This window comes from Streptosporangium sp. CA-135522, from assembly GCF_050949235.1.
Lineage (GTDB): Bacteria > Actinomycetota > Actinomycetes > Streptosporangiales > Streptosporangiaceae > Streptosporangium.
Window position 1 is genome coordinate 9,482,876 of the sequence record NZ_CP192026.1, and the last position, 19,181, is coordinate 9,502,056.

13 protein-coding genes are annotated in these 19,181 nt (G+C 66.5%); 10 read left to right on the forward strand and 3 right to left on the reverse strand.

Annotation, left to right across the window (positions count from 1 at the left end):
- Window positions 1-38: 38 nt before the first annotated feature.
- Window positions 39-953 carry an acyl-CoA desaturase gene (locus ACQPYK_RS44620; RefSeq protein ID WP_433246093.1) on the reverse strand — a complete coding sequence of 305 codons (915 nt, stop codon included), beginning with the start codon at window positions 951-953 and terminating at the stop codon, window positions 39-41.
- On the opposite strand from ACQPYK_RS44620, the gene ACQPYK_RS44625 reads away from it, so the two are divergent.
- The 6 genes from ACQPYK_RS44625 (at window position 943) to ACQPYK_RS44650 (ending at window position 7,871) form a co-directional block, all read left to right on the forward strand.
- Window positions 943-1,170 carry a hypothetical protein gene (locus ACQPYK_RS44625; RefSeq protein ID WP_433246096.1) on the forward strand — a complete coding sequence of 76 codons (228 nt, stop codon included), beginning with the start codon at window positions 943-945 and terminating at the stop codon, window positions 1,168-1,170. The two genes, ACQPYK_RS44620 and ACQPYK_RS44625, sit on opposite strands and share 11 nt — an antisense overlap.
- A 299-nt stretch (window positions 1,171-1,469) precedes the next feature.
- Window positions 1,470-2,816, forward strand: a complete 1,347-nt coding sequence (locus ACQPYK_RS44630; RefSeq protein ID WP_433246099.1) for a cytochrome P450 — start codon at window positions 1,470-1,472, stop codon at window positions 2,814-2,816.
- 2 nt (window positions 2,817-2,818) lie between these two features.
- A complete protein-coding gene (locus ACQPYK_RS44635; protein ID WP_433246102.1) occupies window positions 2,819-4,405 on the forward strand; it encodes a peroxidase family protein in 1,587 nt (528 codons plus the stop codon).
- The gene (locus ACQPYK_RS44640; RefSeq protein ID WP_433246105.1) at window positions 4,402-6,633 is read left to right on the forward strand and encodes a hypothetical protein; all 2,232 of its coding nucleotides are present in this window, start codon (window positions 4,402-4,404) and stop codon (window positions 6,631-6,633) included. Before ACQPYK_RS44635 ends, ACQPYK_RS44640 begins: the two co-directional genes overlap by 4 nt.
- Window positions 6,634-6,698: 65 nt before the next feature.
- A complete protein-coding gene (locus tag ACQPYK_RS44645) occupies window positions 6,699-6,941 on the forward strand; it encodes a hypothetical protein (RefSeq protein ID WP_433246108.1) in 243 nt (80 codons plus the stop codon).
- Between the two features lie 102 nt (window positions 6,942-7,043).
- Window positions 7,044-7,871: an NAD-dependent protein deacetylase gene (locus tag ACQPYK_RS44650; RefSeq protein WP_433246110.1), complete on the forward strand. Its 828-nt coding sequence runs from the start codon at window positions 7,044-7,046 to the stop codon at window positions 7,869-7,871.
- A gap of 203 nt (window positions 7,872-8,074) precedes the next feature.
- Here the strand turns inward: ACQPYK_RS44650 and ACQPYK_RS44655 are convergent, their stop codons facing one another.
- Window positions 8,075-8,602, reverse strand: coding sequence for a transposase (locus ACQPYK_RS44655; protein ID WP_433246113.1), 528 nt, complete (start codon window positions 8,600-8,602; stop codon window positions 8,075-8,077).
- Window positions 8,603-8,840: 238 nt separating this feature from the next.
- On the opposite strand from ACQPYK_RS44655, the gene ACQPYK_RS44660 reads away from it, so the two are divergent.
- The 4 genes from ACQPYK_RS44660 to ACQPYK_RS44675 all read left to right on the forward strand — a co-directional run bounded on the left by ACQPYK_RS44660 (window position 8,841) and on the right by ACQPYK_RS44675 (window position 16,172).
- Complete coding sequence (locus ACQPYK_RS44660; protein ID WP_433246116.1) at window positions 8,841-10,316, forward strand: ATP-binding protein; 1,476 nt, start codon at window positions 8,841-8,843, stop codon at window positions 10,314-10,316.
- Between the two features lie 63 nt (window positions 10,317-10,379).
- Entirely contained in the window at window positions 10,380-13,163 is a 2,784-nt protein-coding gene (locus ACQPYK_RS44665) for a Z1 domain-containing protein (protein ID WP_433246118.1), read from the forward strand.
- Window positions 13,160-14,170, forward strand: coding sequence for a PD-(D/E)XK motif protein (locus ACQPYK_RS44670; RefSeq protein WP_433246121.1), 1,011 nt, complete (start codon window positions 13,160-13,162; stop codon window positions 14,168-14,170). The genes ACQPYK_RS44665 and ACQPYK_RS44670 overlap by 4 nt, the downstream gene beginning before the upstream one ends.
- On the forward strand, window positions 14,163-16,172 hold the full coding sequence (locus ACQPYK_RS44675; RefSeq protein ID WP_433246124.1) for an AIPR family protein: 2,010 nt from the start codon (window positions 14,163-14,165) through the stop codon (window positions 16,170-16,172). The genes ACQPYK_RS44670 and ACQPYK_RS44675 overlap by 8 nt, the downstream gene beginning before the upstream one ends.
- 641 nt (window positions 16,173-16,813) lie before the next feature.
- Here the strand turns inward: ACQPYK_RS44675 and ACQPYK_RS44680 are convergent.
- Window positions 16,814-18,853 (reverse strand): DNA cytosine methyltransferase, encoded by a 2,040-nt coding sequence (locus ACQPYK_RS44680; RefSeq protein WP_433246127.1) that lies wholly within the window; start codon window positions 18,851-18,853, stop codon window positions 16,814-16,816.
- Window positions 18,854-19,181: the final 328 nt, after the last annotated feature.

Sequence of the window (19,181 nt, forward strand, 5' to 3'; positions counted from 1 at the left end):
CCAGACACGAGGCGGTGAGGGCCTGACGCGGCGAACGGTCAGGCACGAGGCGGCGGGGGCGAGGGGGTCGCGCGGCGGGCGGCCAGGCGCTTGGGGTCGGGCCAGCGCACGCCGTACGCCCAGCCCGCCCGCTCGAACCAGCGGATCAACCGGGCGCTCGGGTCGACCTGGCCTCTCAGCACCCCGTGGCGGGCGCAGGCCGGATCGACGTGGTGCCAGTTGTGCCAGCCCTCGCCGAGGGTCAGCAGCGCCACCCACCGGACGTTGGACGAGCGGTCCCTGGTCGTGAAGGGGCGGTCGCCGAAGGTGTGGGCGACGGAGTTGACCGACCAGGTCACGTGGTGCACCACGGCGTAGCGGACCAGCCCGCCCCAGAAGAGGGCGGTCCACACGCCACTCCACGACATCGCCCACAGTCCCCCCGCCGCCGCGGGCAGCAGGAACGACAGCGCCGCGACGGCGGGGTAGGCGGCGTCGAACCGCCGGACGTCCGGGTCGGCCATCAGGTCCGGCACCCAGCGCTGCCGGCTGGAGCGCCGGCGCGCGGTGTAGAACCAGCCGACGTGAGCGTGTGCCATGCCGCGCAACAGGGCCAGGCCGCTGTCACCGTAGCGCCACGGCGAGTGCGGGTCGCCGGGCCGGTCGGCGTACTTGTGGTGGCGGCGGTGCTCGGCCGTCCACAGCATGACGGGGCCTTCGAGCGCCATGCCGCCGGCCAGCATGAGGGCGATGCGCAACGGTCTGCGGCATTTGAAGGCGCGGTGGGTGAAGTGCCGGTGGTAGCCGATGGCGATCCCGAAAATGCTGACCAGATACATGACGACGGCGATGACCGCGTCACGCGGGCCGATCCCCCAGCCCCAGACGGCGGGAACCGCCGCGGCCAGGACCAGCACCGGCAGGACGACGAGGACGACCAGATAGACGGTACGGCGCCCGGCCGTGACCGCCACCGTCTCGGCCCCCGGCTCCGCCGCAGCTTTCGACGCGCACGGCTCCGTCTCGGCCCCCGATTCCGCCGCAGCTTTCGACGCGCACGGCTCCGTCTCGGCCCCCGGCTCCGCCGCAGCTTTCGACATGCCCGGCTCCGTGACCGCTTTCGACGTGCCCGGCTCCGGCACCACGGCCACGCCTGACTCCGGCGCCCCGGCCGTATCCGGCTCCGGCTGACCCGACGGGAAGACCGACCTGGTCACGCTACCTCCTTGCGGTCACTCGCGACCGGCGAGGACCGTCCGGTGTGCGGACCGTCCGGTGCGCGGTCCGGCCACTCATTCAATGGCCGGACGGCCGGGCGACGGGACTTGCCGGGAAGTGATGTCTTAATCACGTACTGGAGTCAAAACAATGCATTCGGTAGCCATCTTGAGGTAATGTGACGCCCACCTAGATTGCGGCTACGGAAAGTGACGATCCCTGTTCGCCATGGCTTCAGTGGTCGGTCACGCGTGGAGCGGAGGCCCTACGGCATGGGTGCTGTCGATCAATCGGCTGCGGGCGACCGTCTGGAGAGCACTCCGGGTGACCACCTGGAGAGATGCCTGAAGAGATACGACGCCGCCCTGGCGCGCGACCCGATGTCCGCGCTGGCCCTCGTCCGGGAATGGATGCGCACGGACTGGCGGACCTTCTTCGCGGAGCTCCGCGGCCAAAGGCCGATCTTCGTCACGCCGGCCTTCACCGTCGTGACCCGTTTCGCCGATGTCGTCGAGGTGCTCTCCCGCGAGGAGGTCTTCACGGTCCGGGCCTTCGGCCCACGCCTGGACGCGGCCCTGGGCGCGCCGTTCATGCTGGGCAGGGACGCGACGCCGATGAACTGGCGGGAAAAGGGGCTGATGCAGGTCATGCTCGCCCCGCAGGACGCGGCGGACCTGCGCGAGCTGGCGGGGCGGATCGCGGACGAGGCTCTCGACGCCGCGGCGCCGCGGGGCCGCATCGAGGCCGTCGGCGAGCTCTTCCGGCATGTCGCCCTGCGTGTGTGCGAAGAATACTTCGGCTTCCCCGGGCCCACCCCGCAGACCCTGTCACGGTGGACGAGGGCCGTGGTCACCGACGGCTTCGCCAACTTCCAGGGTGACCCGATGATCCAGGCCGAGTCGGTCCGCGCGGGCGAGGAGATGATGGCCTACCTGCGCGGCCTGCTCGCCGAGCGCCGGGCCGCCCTGGAGGCGGGGCGGCGGCCACCGGCGGAGGACGTCTTCTCCCGCCTCATCCGCACGACCCTCCCCGCCGAGGTCGGCGTCGACGACGACCGGCTGCTGGTCAACATGGCGGGGCTGCCCCTGGGATTCGTGGAGAGCGGACCGGGGGCCATGGTCGAGGCGGTGGAGCAGCTCATGCTCCGCCCGCGGGTGCGCGCGGAGGCCGTCGACGCCGCCCGGGACCCCGACCCCGCCCGCTTCGACCGCTACGTCTGGGAGGCGTTGCGGTTCAGCCCGTTCTTCAAGCTGCTTCCCCGGTTGTGCGAGCGCGACCACGTCCTGGCCGCGGGCACCCCGCGCCGGACGGTCATCCCCGCGGGCACGTTCGTGCTCGCCGCGCCGGCCTCGGCCATGTTCGACCCGGACGTGGTGGAGGAGCCGGACGACTTCCGCCTCGACCGGCCGGGGCATGTCCAGCTGTTCTTCGGCCACGGCCACCACGCGTGCCTCGGCGTACATCCCGCCAGGGCCGTCATCTGCGAGGTCGTGCGCCGCCTGTTGCGCCGTCCCGGGGTCCGCACGCTCCCGCCACCGGACGGAGAGGTCGTCCGCGCGCACGGGATCTTCCCCGACCGGTTCGTCCTCGCGCTCGGTCCGGACGGGAAGGGGGTGTGAGGGTGGCGTCCACCAGAACGACGGCGCGAAGCGTCGCGACCGACGGCGCGGCCAACCGTCTCAGGTTCCTGGCCCTGACCAGCGGACGCCCGCTGTGGGACCTCGCCCAGCGCATCCCGCCCGTACGGCGGCGCCTCAACGCCTCGCTGATCGACCACGCGATCCGTGAGATGCCGCCACGGCCCGAGCCGCTGAGCACCATGGCCGACTACACCTCGTGGTCCTCGCTGACCGACCGGACGTTCAGCGGGCGTCACCTGCCGCCGATCGCCGCCGACGAGAGCGGCCGGCCCACGCCCGAGCGCGCCGCCGACCTGTTCACCCGCGGTGACACCATGATCCCGTGCCCCCGGTCCACCGTGCTGTTCGCCTACTTCGCCCAGTGGTTCACCGACGGGTTCCTCCGTGGCGACACGCACGTCCCGAGGGATCCGCGTAAGAACAGTTCCAATCACCACATCGACCTGAACCAGCTCTACGGGCTCGACGACGCGGCGACCGCCGCCCTCCGGACGTTCGACGGCGGGCTGCTCAAGAGCCGGCTCCTCAACGGCGCGGAGTTCCCCCCGTACCTCTGCGAGAACGGCAAGATCAAGGCCGAGTTCTCCGCGCTGAGCGTGGTCCGTTTCGCCGAGCTCACCGACGCGCAGCGCGACACCCTGTTCGCGACGGGCAGCGACCGGGGCAACATCCAGATCGGTTTCACCATGCTCACGGTGCTGTTCCTGCGCGAGCACAACAGGGTGGCGCGCCTGCTGGCCGAGCGTCATCCGCGCTGGGACGACGAACGCCTGTTCCAGACGACGCGCAACATCCTCATCGTGCTCCTCATCAAACTGGTGATGGAGGAGTACATCAACCACATCACTCCCTATCACTTCCGCTTCACGCTGGACTCGCGGCTGTCGGCCTTGCTGGCCCACGCGCCCTGGCACCGGCAGAACTGGGCCTCGGCGGAGTTCAACCTCGTCTATCGCTGGCACAGCCTGATCCCCTCCACCCTGTCGGTGGGCGACCGGGAGCTCGCGATGGCGGAGACCCTGGTCGGTGGGGCGCTCATCCCCGATCCGGGTCTGGGCCAGCTCTTCGAGGACGCCTCACGGCAGCGCGCCGGTCGCATCGGCCTGTTCAACACCGACCCCGTCCTGCGGGCGGTGGAGGTGGCCAGCATCGCCGAGTCGCGCGAGCTGCGCCTTGCCCCCTACAACGGCTACCGCGAACACTGCCGTTTCCCCCGCGTGCGCCGCTTCGACCAGATCTCCGGTGACATGAGGGTGAGCGAGGCGCTGCGTGAGCTCTATCGGAGCGTGGACGACGTGGACCTGTACGTCGGCCTGTTCGCCGAGGAGCCGGGAGCCCCGGACGCCATACTGCCGCCGCTCCTGACGAAGATCATCGCCATTGACGCCTTCTCCCAGGCGCTGACCAATCCGCTGCTGGCGTCGCGGGTGTTCAACGCCGCCACCTTCTCCCCGCTCGGGATGAGGATCATCGCCACCACGCGGACGCTGTCGGACGTGCTGCACCGCAACGTTCCCGAGGACCCGCGGCCGCGTTTCGTGAGCATGACCCGGTGGGGAGCGCCGTGAGCGACGGGGACGACTCCGGGGACCACCCCCGTTCCGACGTCCTCGGCAGGAGCGCCCCGGCGGCGGGCGCACCCGCCGAGAGCACCATGGCCACGAGTGCCGCGACCGCGAAGCTGCTGCGCGCCGCGGCCCGCGAGCTGGCCGACATCGGGGCGACGATCCAGGAGAGGTCCGCCCACGCCACGGCGGCGCTCACCGACGGCGCCGTGCTCGGCGCCCTGCGGCGCGCCCCGGCGGAGGGCTGCCGGGCGCAGCGCGCCCTGCTGCGCGCGGTGACGAACCGCCAGGGACTCGGATACGCGTTCTCCGGCGGCCGGCTGGGTGATCTCGCGGCCAGGCTCGGCGGCATGGCGGGCGCGGAGAGCCTGACCGTCCTCGTCCTGGCGACCTCACTGCGGCTACGGATCGCCGCCGTGGCACTGGACCATCCGGAGCTGGTCGGCGACCCTCTCCTGAACAGGCTCATCGGGGCGGTCGGCGCCGACCGTGACATCGAGTCGGTCCGGGCGCTGCGCGCCCTGCTGAAGGACCGCGGCGCCGTACGGGCTCTCAGCGAGCTCGCCCCGGCCTTCGGCGAGGTTCTCGCCCTGCGGGCCCTGCTGGACGAGAATCCGCTCAACGACACCGCTGCGTGGCTGATCGCGACCGGGAAGGGGTACGCCAGCGCCGATCCGATCACCGGCATGAGCAACAGGGCCATAGCGGTCCTCGACATGGGGGAAGGCGCCGCGCGCCGGGTGGAGCTCGACCCCGCCGAGGTCGCGCGGCTGTGCCCGGAGGGCTCGCTGCTCGGCTTCCTGCGCAACATCGGCGTCGTCGGCACGACCGGGCGCGTCCTCGTCCAGAGCGTGACGGATCCGGACGGCGTGGCACGCCACGTCGTCCAGGCGCCCGGCATGCGAGCCGGCCGGCCCGACAACGACTCCCCGCAGGACCTGCTCGGCGCCTTCAGCAGCGCCGTACTCGACAGCGGCCCCTACAGCCGCGCGCTGGCCAAGGCCATCGACGACTTCGGCATCCCGGCGGGAGCCGAGATCGCCCTGATCGGGCACAGCGCCGGCGGCGCGGCGATCATGAACCTGGCGCAGGACGCGGAGTTCTGCGCCCGCTACACCGTCACCCACGCCGTGGCCGTCGGGTCGCCGGTCGACTTCAAGAAACCCGCCGACCCGCGGACATGGATCGCCAGCGTCACCAACCAGCACGACATCATCCCCACCCTGGACGGGCAAGGCGCGGGCAACTGCTTCGACCTGCATCCCGACTGGTACGTGGTCGACTACTTCGACTCGACCCACCTGTTCCCGATCTGCCACAGCATCGAGCACTACACCGCCAACATCGCCGACGACCTGCCCGAGGCCCGTGACCTGATCGACCGCCGGCTCGCGCCGTACCGGGGCCCGGTCACCCGCTCGCAGGCCTACCTGCTGCTCGACCGCGCTCCCCATCCGGAAGGGTTCCCCTTCCTCACCGTGCCGACCTATCCGGTGACGACCTCGCGGGGACCGGTCGAGTTGCCGGTCAGGTGCCAGGACGGATGCGCCCTCACCGCCTACTTCGCCGCGGACCCGGGCGTGGCGGCCGTTCTGCTGGCGGGCACCGGTCTCGGCCCCGCCGTCCGGGTCGCGGGGCGTGCCCTCGTCGCCGTCCACGCGTTCTGGAACCGGCGCACCAGCCTGGGCGGCTACCGCGAGGTCGACCTCGGGATCGTCGTGCACGATCCGTGGCGGCCACGGCCGTTCCTCGTCTGGCCGGACCTCGTCCGCAGGGCGGATCACCGGCGCTCCGGCAGCTGTCTCGTCGACTCCGTGGTCGACACCGACGCCGTGTCGGCCGTGGCGCCGGAGATCTGGGGCTGTACGCCGTCGGTCATGGCCCTGGACGTGGCGCTCACGGCGAAGTTCGCCCGCGTCGTGGCCGGCGGCCCGGACGACAGGCTCCTCACCTTCCGAGGATCCCTCGGCCCGGGAATCCCCGTCGAGGACCGGGACCTGGTCGCCTACTCGCGCCACGAGGACACCATGCTGCGGTCGTGCGTCGAGACGCGCGGCCGGGGCCGGCTGCACCCCGCGCCACGGGCACGCCTGACCGTCGGGCAGGCGGCCCACCCCATGGCGCGGCACCTGCGAGAGCTGGGCCTCGACGGCGCCCGCCCCCTGCTGTGCCTGTCCTCCGTCACCCATCAAACGCTCCGCGGCGCCGGCGTCGCGGTGCGGACCGTCTGACCCGTATGGACCGTCCGACCTCTGAAGGCCGACCTCTGCCGTCCGACCTCCGAAGGAGCATTCCGATGCCCGACGTTCCCGAAGCGATCGCCGCCCATGCGGCGGTCCTGCAGTCCGACGCCCGTGTGCTCGCCGAGTGCGCCGAACGCCTACGGGAGATCGAAGCCCGGCTGGGCGCGGACGGCGCCGCGCCGCCGTGGCTGCGGGAAACCGTGAACGCCCACATCACCGCCTGTGCCGTGGCCTCCGACGACCTGGCCGAGGCCGCCGTCCGGTTGCACGCCTACGCCGATCACATCAGCCGCTGACACGCTCGATCATGAGTTGAAGAGCCGTGCCCCATCGATGTTCGAAAGGGGCGAACAGCGGCCGGAGGCTGCTCGGCGCGCGTGGTGGGGCAGCATGGAAGGGTGAGCGAAGGTACGAGCACGCTGGCGAAGCTGTTGACCGCGGGCGATGTCGTGGTGCTGAGCGGGGCCGGGATATCGACGGAGTCGGGGATCCCCGACTACCGGGGGCCGAGCGGGGCCTCACGCCGGAGCAGTCCGATGACCTACCAGGCGTTCATCGGCGACCCGGCGGCCAGGCGGCGCTACTGGGCCCGTAGCTATGTCGGGTGGCGGGCGATGAGCCGGGCGACGCCGAACAGCGGCCACCACGCGGTGGCGCGTCTCCAGGAGCGGGGCCTGGTGGCCGGTGTCGTGACGCAGAACGTCGACGGCCTGCACCAGGCGGGCGGCGCCCGGACGGTCGTCGAACTGCACGGCAGCCTGCATCAGGTGATCTGTCTCGACTGCGGTGACCTGAGCTCGCGGGAGGAGCTGGACCGTCGCCTGACACAGGCGAATCCACAGTTCGGCGCCCGAGCCACCGCGATCAACCCGGACGGTGACGTCGATCTGCGGGAGGCGGAGATCGACGGGTTCCAGATGGTCGGATGCCGGGCGTGCGGCACCGGAGTGTTGAAGCCCGACGTCGTCTTCTTCGGAGAGACCGTCCCGGCGGAGCGGGTGCGCGAGTGCTTCGCCCTCGTGGAGAGGGCACGCCTGCTCCTGGTTCTCGGATCGTCGTTGACGGTGATGTCGGGGCGCCGTTTCGTGTTGCACGCCGCCAAGCTCGGCGTCCCCGTGGCGATCGTCAACCAGGGCCCGACCCGGGGTGACAAGTACGCGACACTCGCCATCGACGCGCCCCTGGGCACGTTCCTTCCAGAACTGGTCCGCCTCACCGACGCATGAGCCGTAAGGATCGACTCGCCCGAATCGACGGGCCCGTTCTAGGTGGACGACAATCCGAGATGGTCGAGATCTGTATGTCGAGATCCCCATAGGACGAAGCCGAGCGTACTACGGACGGCGCCACCGATGGTTCTCGGAATGTCAGTCCAGTACGGCCCAGCCGCGCCGGTCAGGCGGGCAGGTCCCGCCTCGGCCCATCGGGCTCACTCAGCCAGACATACTGACGGTCCCCGGTGACCGTGAGCCCGTACGCCGACTAGTGCGGGGAACCGGCCTCCTGCCAGGCCAGGGTGGCGTTCTCGACCACGTCCCATAGCCGGAGTGGACCGCGCTGGCGAATCCGTCCACCCGCCTTCCGGATCGAGCGTGGTGGCGGTCTGCGAGCCGGTGGCCACGTTCCACAGGACGACCTCGTCGCCATCGCCCAGCTTCATTGCCGACGGTGCGGCGAGCTGTGTCACGAACAGTCCAACCGGATCGTCCAGACCCCACGGCTCCATTCGACTGTGCCTGGCGTCCCCACTCCGACGGTGTCCGTCAAAGCGGAACAAGCTCAGGCCTTCGTTACCGGCCCGCCGCCGCTGCTGGGCCATGTTCACCCAGTTGACCGGGGTGCCCGTGTTGATACCCAACTTTCGGGATACCTGCACGAACGGTCTGCCCGTTTCCTTAACGATCCGGACCGCACCATCCTTGAAGTCCTGATCGAACTTTCGTTGCGTCTCTATCATCGCCGTTTCCTTTTTAAGGCGATGTCTCTACGTTATGAGGGAAAGCCCAGCAGATCGACTGAAGCAGCAACTTTGACTGCATGGCCCTACTACGATTTTGCATAAGTGGGGGGAGTTGGCCCGTGGGATGAGCTCAGAGTCATACACGGATCTTCCTGTGAGGCATCGTGCTCAGGTCGGGGTAACGCTGGGACGCTGCATCGGCAAGGGGCTGCAACAGCGAGGGCTGGAACTGGACATGAATTACGACATCGCAGCCCCTGAACCCGCAGGCATGGTCGCCTCGCTCAGCTCGTTCGGCTACTCATTGCCCGCAGCCATCGCGGATCTTGTGGACAACAGCATCTCTGCAAAGGCATCCAGCGTCGACGTGGAGTTCACCTGGGCCGGGCGCGACTCTTGGGTCGCGGTCGTCGACGACGGTGAGGGAATGACTGCAGACGAACTTGTGACTGCCATGACCGTGGCTGCACGTGGTCCCGCAACACCGCGTACAGCCACGGACCTGGGACGCTTCGGCGTCGGCCTCAAGTCCGCATCGTTCTCCCAGGCCCGGCAGCTCACCGTCGCCACCTCCGCATCCGGTGTATGGCATGTACGTACATGGGACCTCGACGTCGTCGAGAAGTCCGGCCAATGGAGGCTGCTACACGACTCGGACGAGGCGACGACGAACCTGCTCGACAGGATTCGCGGTACGGCTGATCGTGGAACTATCGTGTTGTGGCGGCGGCTAAACGGCTATCACGTTGACTGCGTGACGGAAGACGACGAGGCGACCCAGAAGCAGTTCTATGCGGAGGCCACCCGCGTCGAGTCGCACCTTGGCATGATCTTCGCCCGGTTCTTGACAGGCAGCCGACGCCGCACCATCCGAGTTTCCGGCAGCCCGGTCGATCCCTGGGACCCCTTCCTCGCCGGGCACCCATCCGTGCAACCCCTTCCGGTGGAACGCTTCCCACTCGGCGCAGGCTCTGTGCGCGTGGAGGCATTCGTCCTCCCCAGCGCACAACGACTCACCCAGGCCGAGTACGAGAAGGCCGGCGGTCCACGCGGCTGGCTCGATCAGCAGGGGTTCTACGTGTACCGCCGGGACCGTCTGATTCTGGCCGGAGACTGGCTCGGACAGCGCGGGCTACGCCGTGAGGAGAAGTACAACTTGGCGCGCATCGCCGTTGACATCCCCGCCGAGACGGATGTCGAGTGGAGCGTCGACGTCCGGAAATCCAGCGTTGTGCCGCCTGTCGGCCTGCGTCCACACCTTCGTCGCATCGCGCTACAGGCCCGGAGAAGAGCCGCCGACGTGCTGCGCTACCGCGGGCAGGTCGCGGCACGTACCCATGGCGACCCACTTCTGTACGCATGGAACGTTCGACGCACGAACGACCAGGTCACCTGCAGAATCAACCGCAGTCACCCCTTGGTTAAGGCTGCGCTGCGCCCCGGCGGTGCCGATCCGGACGACATGCGTGCTCTGATCCGCCTGTTGGAGGAGACTGTGCCGGTCACCGCCCTTCGCGTGATGCACGAGACGGACACGAGCGATGACCCCGAACCCTTCGGCGGGCCAGGGCCAGCCGACGCCGGAGCGACAGAAGTCGCACAATGCATCTACAAGGCGTTGGTCTCCGAGGGGCGTTCACCCGCCGCAGCCCGGGAACGACTGCGAACCATGCCCCCCTTCAACCAGATGCAGGGCTTCTGGAGCGGATGAGCCCGTTGTCAGTGATCGCCTCTGCCCTGCCCGATACCGTTTCAGCCCAACGGGAGGTCCGCAATGAGTTCCACCCCCGAGGATTCCCTCGAGTCCCTCGCCAAGGCCAAGCGACTGGTTCTCGCACTGTTACCCCAAGACCGTCAGCCGACGCCGGACGAGGTACAGAACGCGGTCACTGTCATCTTCGGGATGCTGGCCGGTCAAGGCGAGATCCTCGACCGGGACCAGTTGGCTAAGGAGATCGAGACCATAACCACCGTGTTCCAGGAGGGCTCCTCCGGGCTGGAGAACGACAAGGGACACGAACCGTGGTTGCCCGAGGCCAAAAACGACCGCGACTGGGACTTCTGGGAACGCTACCGGCGCTATCTAGAGGATGTCCACAACCTCCCCCCGATTGTCGTACGTCGGCTTGACCAGAGTACGGACGAGGTCCTGAGCCAGCTGGAGGACCCGCGTCGTGTCGGCTCCTGGCGCCGAACAGGTCTTGTGATCGGGCAGGTCCAGTCAGGTAAGACGGGGCAGTATATCGGACTCAGCGCGAAGGCCGTGGACGCGGGATACCAGTTCGTGGTGATCCTCGCCGGCATTCACAACGACCTCCGCAGCCAGACGCAGTTACGCGTCGACGAGGGCCTCTTGGGCTTTGACACACAGCACCAGCAGCGGTCCAACCAGAACGGTAAGTCCCGCCTCATGGGCGCCGGGCGGATGCCCGGCGCCAAAAGGCTCGACATCGCGTCGCCCACCAACAGCTCCGAGAAGGGCGACTTCGGTCGTCAGGCGGCGAACGCGGTCAACTTCCCCCTCGGCCGGTTCCCGGTCGTTCTCGTCGTGAAGAAGCACTGGAAGATCCTTGAGTACCTACGTACGTGGGTGACAGAAGTCCAGGGGGCCGAGGACGAAACCGGCCGTAAGGTCGTGCGCGACATACCGCTCTTCATCATCGACGACGAAGCCGACAACGCCTCCATCAACACCAACCGTGATCCCGACGCGGATCCGACCAAGACCAACGCCGCGATCCGTGACCTCATGCAGAGCTTCGAGAAGTCGGCCTACGTCGGGTACACCGCCACTCCATACGCCAACATCTACATCGATCCCGACGTCGACCACGCCGAGCTCGGCGCCGACCTCTTCCCCGACAGCTTCATCCGGACCCTGCCCTCGCCATCTAACTACCTCGGACCTGAGCGTGTTTTCGGACTCCAAGTCGACACCGACGACGAAGACGATGTGCCCCCGCTGCCGCTGGTGCGCGCTGTAGACGACGCCGAGAGCTGGGTACCGAGTAAGCACAGGTCCTCCTTCATCCCCTCTGACAACCTCCCTCAGTCCCTGCGCGAGGCAATCGCCTCGTTCGTGCTTTCGTGCGCTGCCCGCAGGGCGCGGGAGCAGACGAAGGTGCACAACTCCATGCTGGTGCACGTCACCCGCTTTACCGCCGTCCAAGGAATCGTCCGTGACCAGGTGGCCGATCATCTGGGCTTTCTCGTGGACTCGCTGCGCGACCGGTACGGAAAAGGGCCGGAGCGGATAGCGGAGTTCCAGGCCCTGTGGAAGCGTGACTTCGTCCCCACCACTGACCACTTCCCTATGGACGAGGCCGAGCGCTTAACGTGGGCGGAAGTGTCCGCACAGCTCATGCCAGCCCTGCGCAAGATCGTGGTCAAGACCGTGAACGGCGCCTCGCGAGACGCACTCGACTACTACGAGCACCGCCGGACCGGGCTCTCGGTGATCGCCATCGGAGGTCAGAAGCTCTCCCGAGGGCTCACCCTCGAAGGGCTGACTGTCAGCTACTACCTGCGCGTGTCCAGCACCTACGACACCCTGCTCCAGATGGGCCGGTGGTTCGGATACCGCCCAGGCTACGAGGACCTGTGCCGTCTCTACACAACCCCCGACCTTCAGGCCAAGTACGTCGAGGTGACTGCCGCGACCGACGAGCTGCGCCGTGAGGTGGAAGAGATGGCCGCTCTCGATCTCACGCCTGGGGACTTCGGTTTGAAGGTACGCGCCTCCTCGCTCGGCCTCTCGATCACAGCCGCCAACAAGATGCGTCAGGGTGCGAAGGTCATGCTCAGTTACTCCGGTGAGGGTCCAGAGACGGTGATCTTCAATCTCGCGCAGAAGACTGTCGACCACAACCTCAAGGCGCTCGAGGACTTCGTGCAGAGGCTCGACGGCGTTACGGTGGCCGATTCTAAGGTCCCTGGCGGCAACGTGGCCTGGAGGGGGGTACCTTCCGAGATGGTCGCCGATTTCCTCTCTAGCTACGAGACCGACCGCATGGCGCAGCGAGTGCGTCCCAGGTTTATCGCGAAGTACATCGACCAGTGCATGGCGGTAGGCGAGCTGCCTCAGTGGACGGTGTATCTGATCGGCAAAGCTGCAGCACAGAATCCGCAGAATGTCGCCGGGCACGTCGTCGGGCCCGTCACCCGCGCGGCGATCAACTCCGACTTCAGGACCGAGGGGCGGTACACGATCCGCCGTGTGCTCAGCCCACCTGATGAATACCTCGACCTCGACAAAGAGCAGGTGGATACTGCTCTCGAGGCGACGCAGAAGGCCGCGGCGATGAAAAAGAAGGAGAAGGTCCCGCAGTCCCCCTCGGGTGAGCACCTGCGTTGGCAACGAAGGCCCGACCAGGCTCTTCTGCTGATCTACCTGATCGAGCAGCCGACATCTCCAGGCGGTGTGGCAGAGCCGCCGCTGGTGGGCTTCAAAGTCAGCTTCCCCCGCTCTGAGCACCAGTCCGACACGGAGTATGTCGTCAATAGCATCTGGCAGCAAGAGGGTCTCGACTTCTTCGACAACGAGGAGAACGGGGAGTGACCGTTACCGAGGCCGAGTGGCGCAATCTGGAGACTCCTCAGACCACGCCCGGTCGATCTAGACTCCGGCTGCACCCGAACGCTCCGCTGGACATCTATCTTGCCGTCTCCCACCCCGGCCACCAACGCATGCTGATCCTGAGGGCCGATGCCCGCTCTGCGGACCAGATCGTGCGCTCCGTGGGGCGACTGCCCAGGGCGGCTGGTCTGGAGATAAACCTGAGCGCGGTATCACGGCTAGAGTACGAGCTCCAAGTGGTCCTGACCGCGAACGAGCTGCGTGAGGTGTTCAACCCGCTTGTCACCGACGTTGCCGATACCGTTAGGGACGCCCCGGGGGCCGCTGCCGCCCTGACCGCCGCGGTAGACAGGTTCGAGCGATGGCAAGACCTCCTTCGAGCAGTCGGCAGGGACGGCTTGGGGCCCGAGGCGCGTCGAGGCTTGGTCGGCGAACTACTAGTTCTCCGGGACTGCGTTCTGCCTCATGTTGATCCAGCCGAGGCGGTGGAGTCATGGACCGGCCCGAGTGGAGCCAACCAGGACTTCCAACTGCCAGAAGTGGCAGTTGAAACGAAGACGAGCACCGCCAAACGCCCCCGAAACATACGCATTACAAGCGAGCGGCAGCTGGACGGCGCCGGCACACCCGTGCTGCTGCTGGCGTTGGCATTGCTCGACGAGCGACGTGGCGGAACAGGCGAGAGTCTGAACCGGCTGGTGGACCGTATACGCGAGCGGCTCACCAGCCCTGTTGTGCGCGCCGGGTTTGATGGGCGACTTATTCAAGCGGGATACCTCCCCGGGCAGCGCGACTTGTACGACGAGCCTCGCTACACCCTCCGTGACCTGTGCTTCTGGCACGTGCAGGGGGGCTTTCCGAGACTCATTGAGGCGAATCTTCCTGAGGGCGTCGGTGACTGTACCTACCATGTGAGCACCTCGGGGCTGGACCAGTACCGTGCCACGACCAACGAGGTGACTGGACTGATCGGGGGATTTCATGCCTGAGCGTGACCTGTCCGAGTACTCCCGTGACCTCGTCGCGGACGTACAGGCGACTGCCGACGCCGAGGGAACCACCACACCAGAGGCTTTTACTCGCCGAGTGTTTGAGGACTTAGAGGAAGCCGGCATCGTCTCCAACACTTTCACTGCGTACCACATGATGCACGGGCATCTGGTGCATGGGTATGGCATCGGGGAGTCCGGCGAGTGCCTCGACCTGTTCATCACGGATTTCCACCTGGACCCGCTGGAGTCCAAGCTCACGAAGGGACAAACGGAGACCGCCTTCAAGCGTCTACTGACGTTCGTTCGACGGTGCAGAGACGGGTTGCGGCAGAACATCGACGAGTCCTTCGATGTCTACGACATGTGCGCAGCAGTCGAGAAAGCCCTCACCGAGGTGCAGAAGATCCGGCTCTTTCTCCTCAGCAACCGCATTGGCACCAGCACTGCTGTATCCCCCACGGCCTTCGACGGTCTTCCCGTCACCCACGAGGTGTGGGACCTGGCACGACTACACCGCCACGCAACGTCCGGGAACATCAGCGAGCCCATCGTGGTCTCCTTTGACTCCCCGTTGCCGTGTGTTTCCGCACCCAGCAGCGAGCCGGACCACTCGGTTACTATGGCCGTCATTCCTGGCCAGAGGCTGGCTGAACTTTACGGCGAGTACGGCACCCGCCTCCTCGAACTCAACGTCCGCTCGTTCCTCCAGGCCCGGGGCTCGGTGAACCGAGGCATCAGAGAAACCCTGCTGAACTCACCGGGCAGGTTCCTGGCGTACAACAACGGCATCACGGCGACCGCGTCACAGGTCGACTTCGTGTACGGCCCAGACGGCAGACCGACGGGGATAGCTCGTGTGCACGGGCTCCAAGTGGTGAACGGCGGCCAGACGACGGCCTCGCTGCACTATGCGCAGAGCCGGGACAAGGCTGATCTGTCGCACGTGGCGGTGCAGATGAAGCTGACGGAGGTATCTCCGGAGCGTCTCTCAGAGATCGTCCCGATGATCTCCGAGTACTCCAACACGCAGAACCGCGTGACGCTGGTCGACTTCAGCTCGAACCACGAGTACCACGTGGCATTCCAGCGGATTACCCGGTCTTTGTGGGCTCCGGCAACAGACGGGAGCGGTCAGGAAACTCACTGGTTCTACGAGCGCGCACGCGGCCAGTACACGGACGAGGTAGCCAAAGCCCGGACTCCCGCGAAGCAGCGCACCTTCAAGAAGCTCAATCCGACGAAGCAGAAGTTCACGAAGGCAGAGCTCGCCAAGTACGTCAATTCCTGGAACCAACTCCCGTTCCATGTGAGTCGGGGGTCGCAGAAGAACTTCGCCGCGTTCATGACCGCCCTCGACGAGGCGCCCCCTCGCGTCGACGTCCAGTACTGCCAGCGTGTAATCGCGATGGCCATCCTGTTTAAGGCGATCGACAGAATCGCGACGGCACACGAGGCAGGCAGCTACAAGAGCATGATCACGGCCTACACCATGGCCAGACTGTCCCTCGCCACAGGCCAGCGTATCGATCTGGACCGGATCTGGCGTGAGCAGCGGATCTCACCGGCGCTCGAGAACGCAATCTACAACCTGTGCCCCCGGGTGATGGCAATCGTAACCAGGCCGCGCGAGGGCAACCATGTGGGTGAGTGGGCCAAGAAGGCCACGTGCTGGGACGCAGTCTCCCGCATACGCTGGTCCGTGCCTCAAAACCTGGAGAGCGAGCTACGCGAGTACCCCTTGGACGAAGAGACGCTCGCCGGCAGCACCGAAGGTGACAGGGGGGCGAGCGAAGAGGTGGTGTTGGTGCCGGCGGACGAGTGGTACGCGATCAACCGGTGGGCGAAGGAAACGCACAATCTCGAACCGTCGCAGCGCCAGTTGGCCCAGTACGTCGGACGACGCCTGGAACTCGGCCAAGAGGTCCCTGAGCCGCAGGCGGTACAGGCCCTGCACACTCGTAACGAGGCCCTGTCTCTCGGGTTCACCCCCGAACCATAGACGGCATCCAGCCTGCTGTACTCGTAGCTGCCCGCGCTCGACGAGGTCCCTTATGGGGTGTCCTCGGCGGGCGAAGCACGATCCGCCCGCCTCCGTCACTGAACGCCGTGAGGTCCGTCCCCAGTGCGGCAAGCAGGCCGAGGGGGAGCTCGTCCCGGCCTTGGTCGTCGATCTGGAGTTCAACTGGTTCCCGAAGCATGGAAGGAGTGTGACAACCTGCTGCCGACAAGCAGGGGCAAGGGGACATGACGCCATATAACGACGCACTGGACGTGGGTTGGGTCAGCACCGAGAAGTGCTCCCCACCTCCGATCGACGTGTGCGTGACACCGCTCCGAAGGTGACCCTCCGGCGGGCAGTACACAGGCTCGAGCTCAGATTCTGACTCCAGCGCCAAATGGCTGCCCGTTGTACGGCGGACTTCGTCCTGCCCAGATACGACATCGCTGTGTCCATCGATGGGCGCTTCTGGCACGGCTGTCCCGTTCACGGCCCGACGGCGTTAAGGGGGCTAAACGCCTCTCTGTGGCAGCGAAGATCGAGACGAACAAGGCGAGACCGTCGTGACATCGAGGCTGCAAGATGGCCCGTGGTCCGTGGCTGGGAATGCGATACCCGGACCGACATTGAACGCACGGCGCTCAGCGTTGCCCTGCACTGCGGAGCGCCGCCTCGCGACTCTGGGTCAGCGCCGTTCCCCGACCGTGTGTCCCACTCACAGCGTCACTGAATAGGTCGCCCGAGACCTTCTCCCTGCCGACGCAGTACTGGCTCAGGGGACACCCGTCACAGAGGGGATCCTTAGTCCGGCATACGGTGTTCCCAATAAGTCGCAGCGCTGCCATGCGGAGCGCGGCGTTTTCCCCAGCTCCGACCAATTTCACCAGATTCACCCGACCGTCGCTGAGTCTGTTCGTTCGGTCGGAGTCACTGCCGTTCAGGCGCGCAGCGACGCGTAGTGCTCCCTGCCCAACCCAAAGCAGGTCGTCACCTCTAAGCAGCCGGTAGAGGGTTCTCTCGGCTGGCTTCATACCAAGGAGCCCAGGTAGCTCGTGCTTCTCCTTGTCTTCCTCCTCTTCCCACAGGCTCTGCTTGCCCGCCGCCGCCGCAGCCAGCCTGTCGATGCGAGCCCGAGCAGCCGAGGTGGGAGCAGCACCCAGGAGAGCCCCCAAGTTGTACTTGTTCAACTTCGCGTGTTCTCGAAGCGGCTCGAGTATCTGTCCCAGCTGCTCGGACTGCAGCCTAGTGCTGGACAGCAAGGCCACAATCGCCGCATGTAGCGGGGAAAGTTTGGGTAGCTGGTACCAGTCACTGTCAGCACGTCGGCGCTCCGCCCACGCGGTCAGGTCGCTCCGTACGGTAACCCAGCGAGGATGAAGCTCGGTCCCGTCCACTGGGGTGTTGTCCGAGGGCAACAGCGCTTCGGCCGCAGCTTTGCCGAGCAGCGGTGGCACGGCGTTGCCGATCTGTCGGAACGCATCACTACGTGTACCGGCGAAGCGGAAGCGGTCCGGGAAGGTCTGCACCCGCGCCGCCTCCCGAACAGTCAAGGTGCGGTTCTGGTCGGGGTGGATGTACCAGTACCCGTCCTTGGCGATGTGGGCTGTAATCGACCTGCTGAGGTCGTCCCAGTCCAACTTCTTGTACTTGTCGGTGAACTGGTCAGCCTTGTAGCGCTGCAGTGTGGGATCGATCTCCGAGTACAGGGTTTTGGAATCCATCCCGTCGAAGATCTGCCAGTCGTCCGCTCTGACCCTGCGGGTCATATGGTCCCAGACGACGTCCTTCTGCACTCTCTTGCGCATGCCCTTAGCAAAGTCGGACTGCTTTTCGGGTGGCGTTCCGTACGGCCAATCGCGATCCCCGACGCGTTCCCTAGGCACGACGGGCAGTTCCGGCAGATCGCCAATTGCATCTCGCAGCGTGGTGCGGCCCTTTTCCTCCACCGCCTGTGGCCAATCGAACTTCTCCATGTCGTTCCTGGCCAGCAGGATCAGCCGCTTCCGATGCTGCGGGACTCCGTATCGCCAGGCGTCCACGAGGCGCACCTGGGTCGCGTAGTGCAATTCCTCCAGCTGCTGTTCGATCGTGCGCACCACGAAAAAATCATCACTGAGTCCCATATCGGGTACGTTCTCCATGAGGACCGCGCGCGGCTCGAGGCGCTTCACCATGTCGAGGTAGGCGCTCCACAGTTCCTTGCGGCGGTCCTCGGGATCACGCCCGTGGTGCTCCACGAGACTGCGGATCTTGCTGCGCCCCGCCCTACTGAACGGCTGACAAGGGGGCCCTCCCGCCACCAGGTCGATCCTGCCCTTAGCCGGCGCCAAGAGCTCCTCGAGCCTGTCCCTCTCGGCGGGATTACCCAGGTCCATGCGCAGACTCATGCCAGGGAAGTTCCGCGCGTGGGTCTCCAAGGCGCGCTCGTCGAAGTCGATCGCGGCCGCCACCGTCCATCCTGCCCACTGAAGCCCGAGACTCAAGCCACCTGCTCCGGAGAAGAGGTCGACAGCCAGCCGCTTCCCCCTACCAAAGCCTTCGAGCCACTCAGCAAACTCCTCAGGCTTGCAGCTGTTCCTGTTGGGCTTGAGCCTCAGGTAATCGCTGCGCTCAAGAGGGACGCCATAGTGCTCCTCCTCCTGCACAGCACGCACCTCCACACCGACGAGAACAACGAGCACCAGGAGATCACAGACGCGCCGATGGAGGCAAGGGTTCCGCCGTGCTGACCACGGAAAATGCCCACCGCCCAACCGCCACGCCCCGTCAGGAGCCCTATGAATCCATAGGGTTCCCAGACCTCGACTCGAAACGATGTTCTGGTGCGATAACCGGAAGCAATCTTAGCCTGGATACTTCGCGATCTTGGCATGGTCGACCGAAGAGTTCGACTGAGGGGTGATTCCCGGCTGTGATCAGTGTGGGAGCCCAGCTGGTGCGCAGGGTTAGTCGGGTTCCACGCTTTCCTGGCCGTCGAGCGGTTTAGGGTGATCAAGGTCTCCACAGTAC

What these genes read in the sequence shown, in the direction of transcription:
- ACQPYK_RS44630 (WP_433246099.1), top strand. Translation starts at nt 1,470, where the DNA reads ATGGGTGCTGTCGATCAATCGGCTGCGGGCGACCGTCTGGAGAGCACT.
- ACQPYK_RS44645 (WP_433246108.1), top strand. Translation starts at nt 6,699, where the DNA reads ATGCCCGACGTTCCCGAAGCGATCGCCGCCCATGCGGCGGTCCTGCAG.
- ACQPYK_RS44655 (WP_433246113.1), bottom strand. Translation starts at nt 8,602, where the DNA reads ATGATAGAGACGCAACGAAAGTTCGATCAGGACTTCAAGGATGGTGCG.
- ACQPYK_RS44660 (WP_433246116.1), top strand. Translation starts at nt 8,841, where the DNA reads ATGAATTACGACATCGCAGCCCCTGAACCCGCAGGCATGGTCGCCTCG.
- ACQPYK_RS44665 (WP_433246118.1), top strand. Translation starts at nt 10,380, where the DNA reads ATGAGTTCCACCCCCGAGGATTCCCTCGAGTCCCTCGCCAAGGCCAAG.
- ACQPYK_RS44675 (WP_433246124.1), top strand. Translation starts at nt 14,163, where the DNA reads ATGCCTGAGCGTGACCTGTCCGAGTACTCCCGTGACCTCGTCGCGGAC.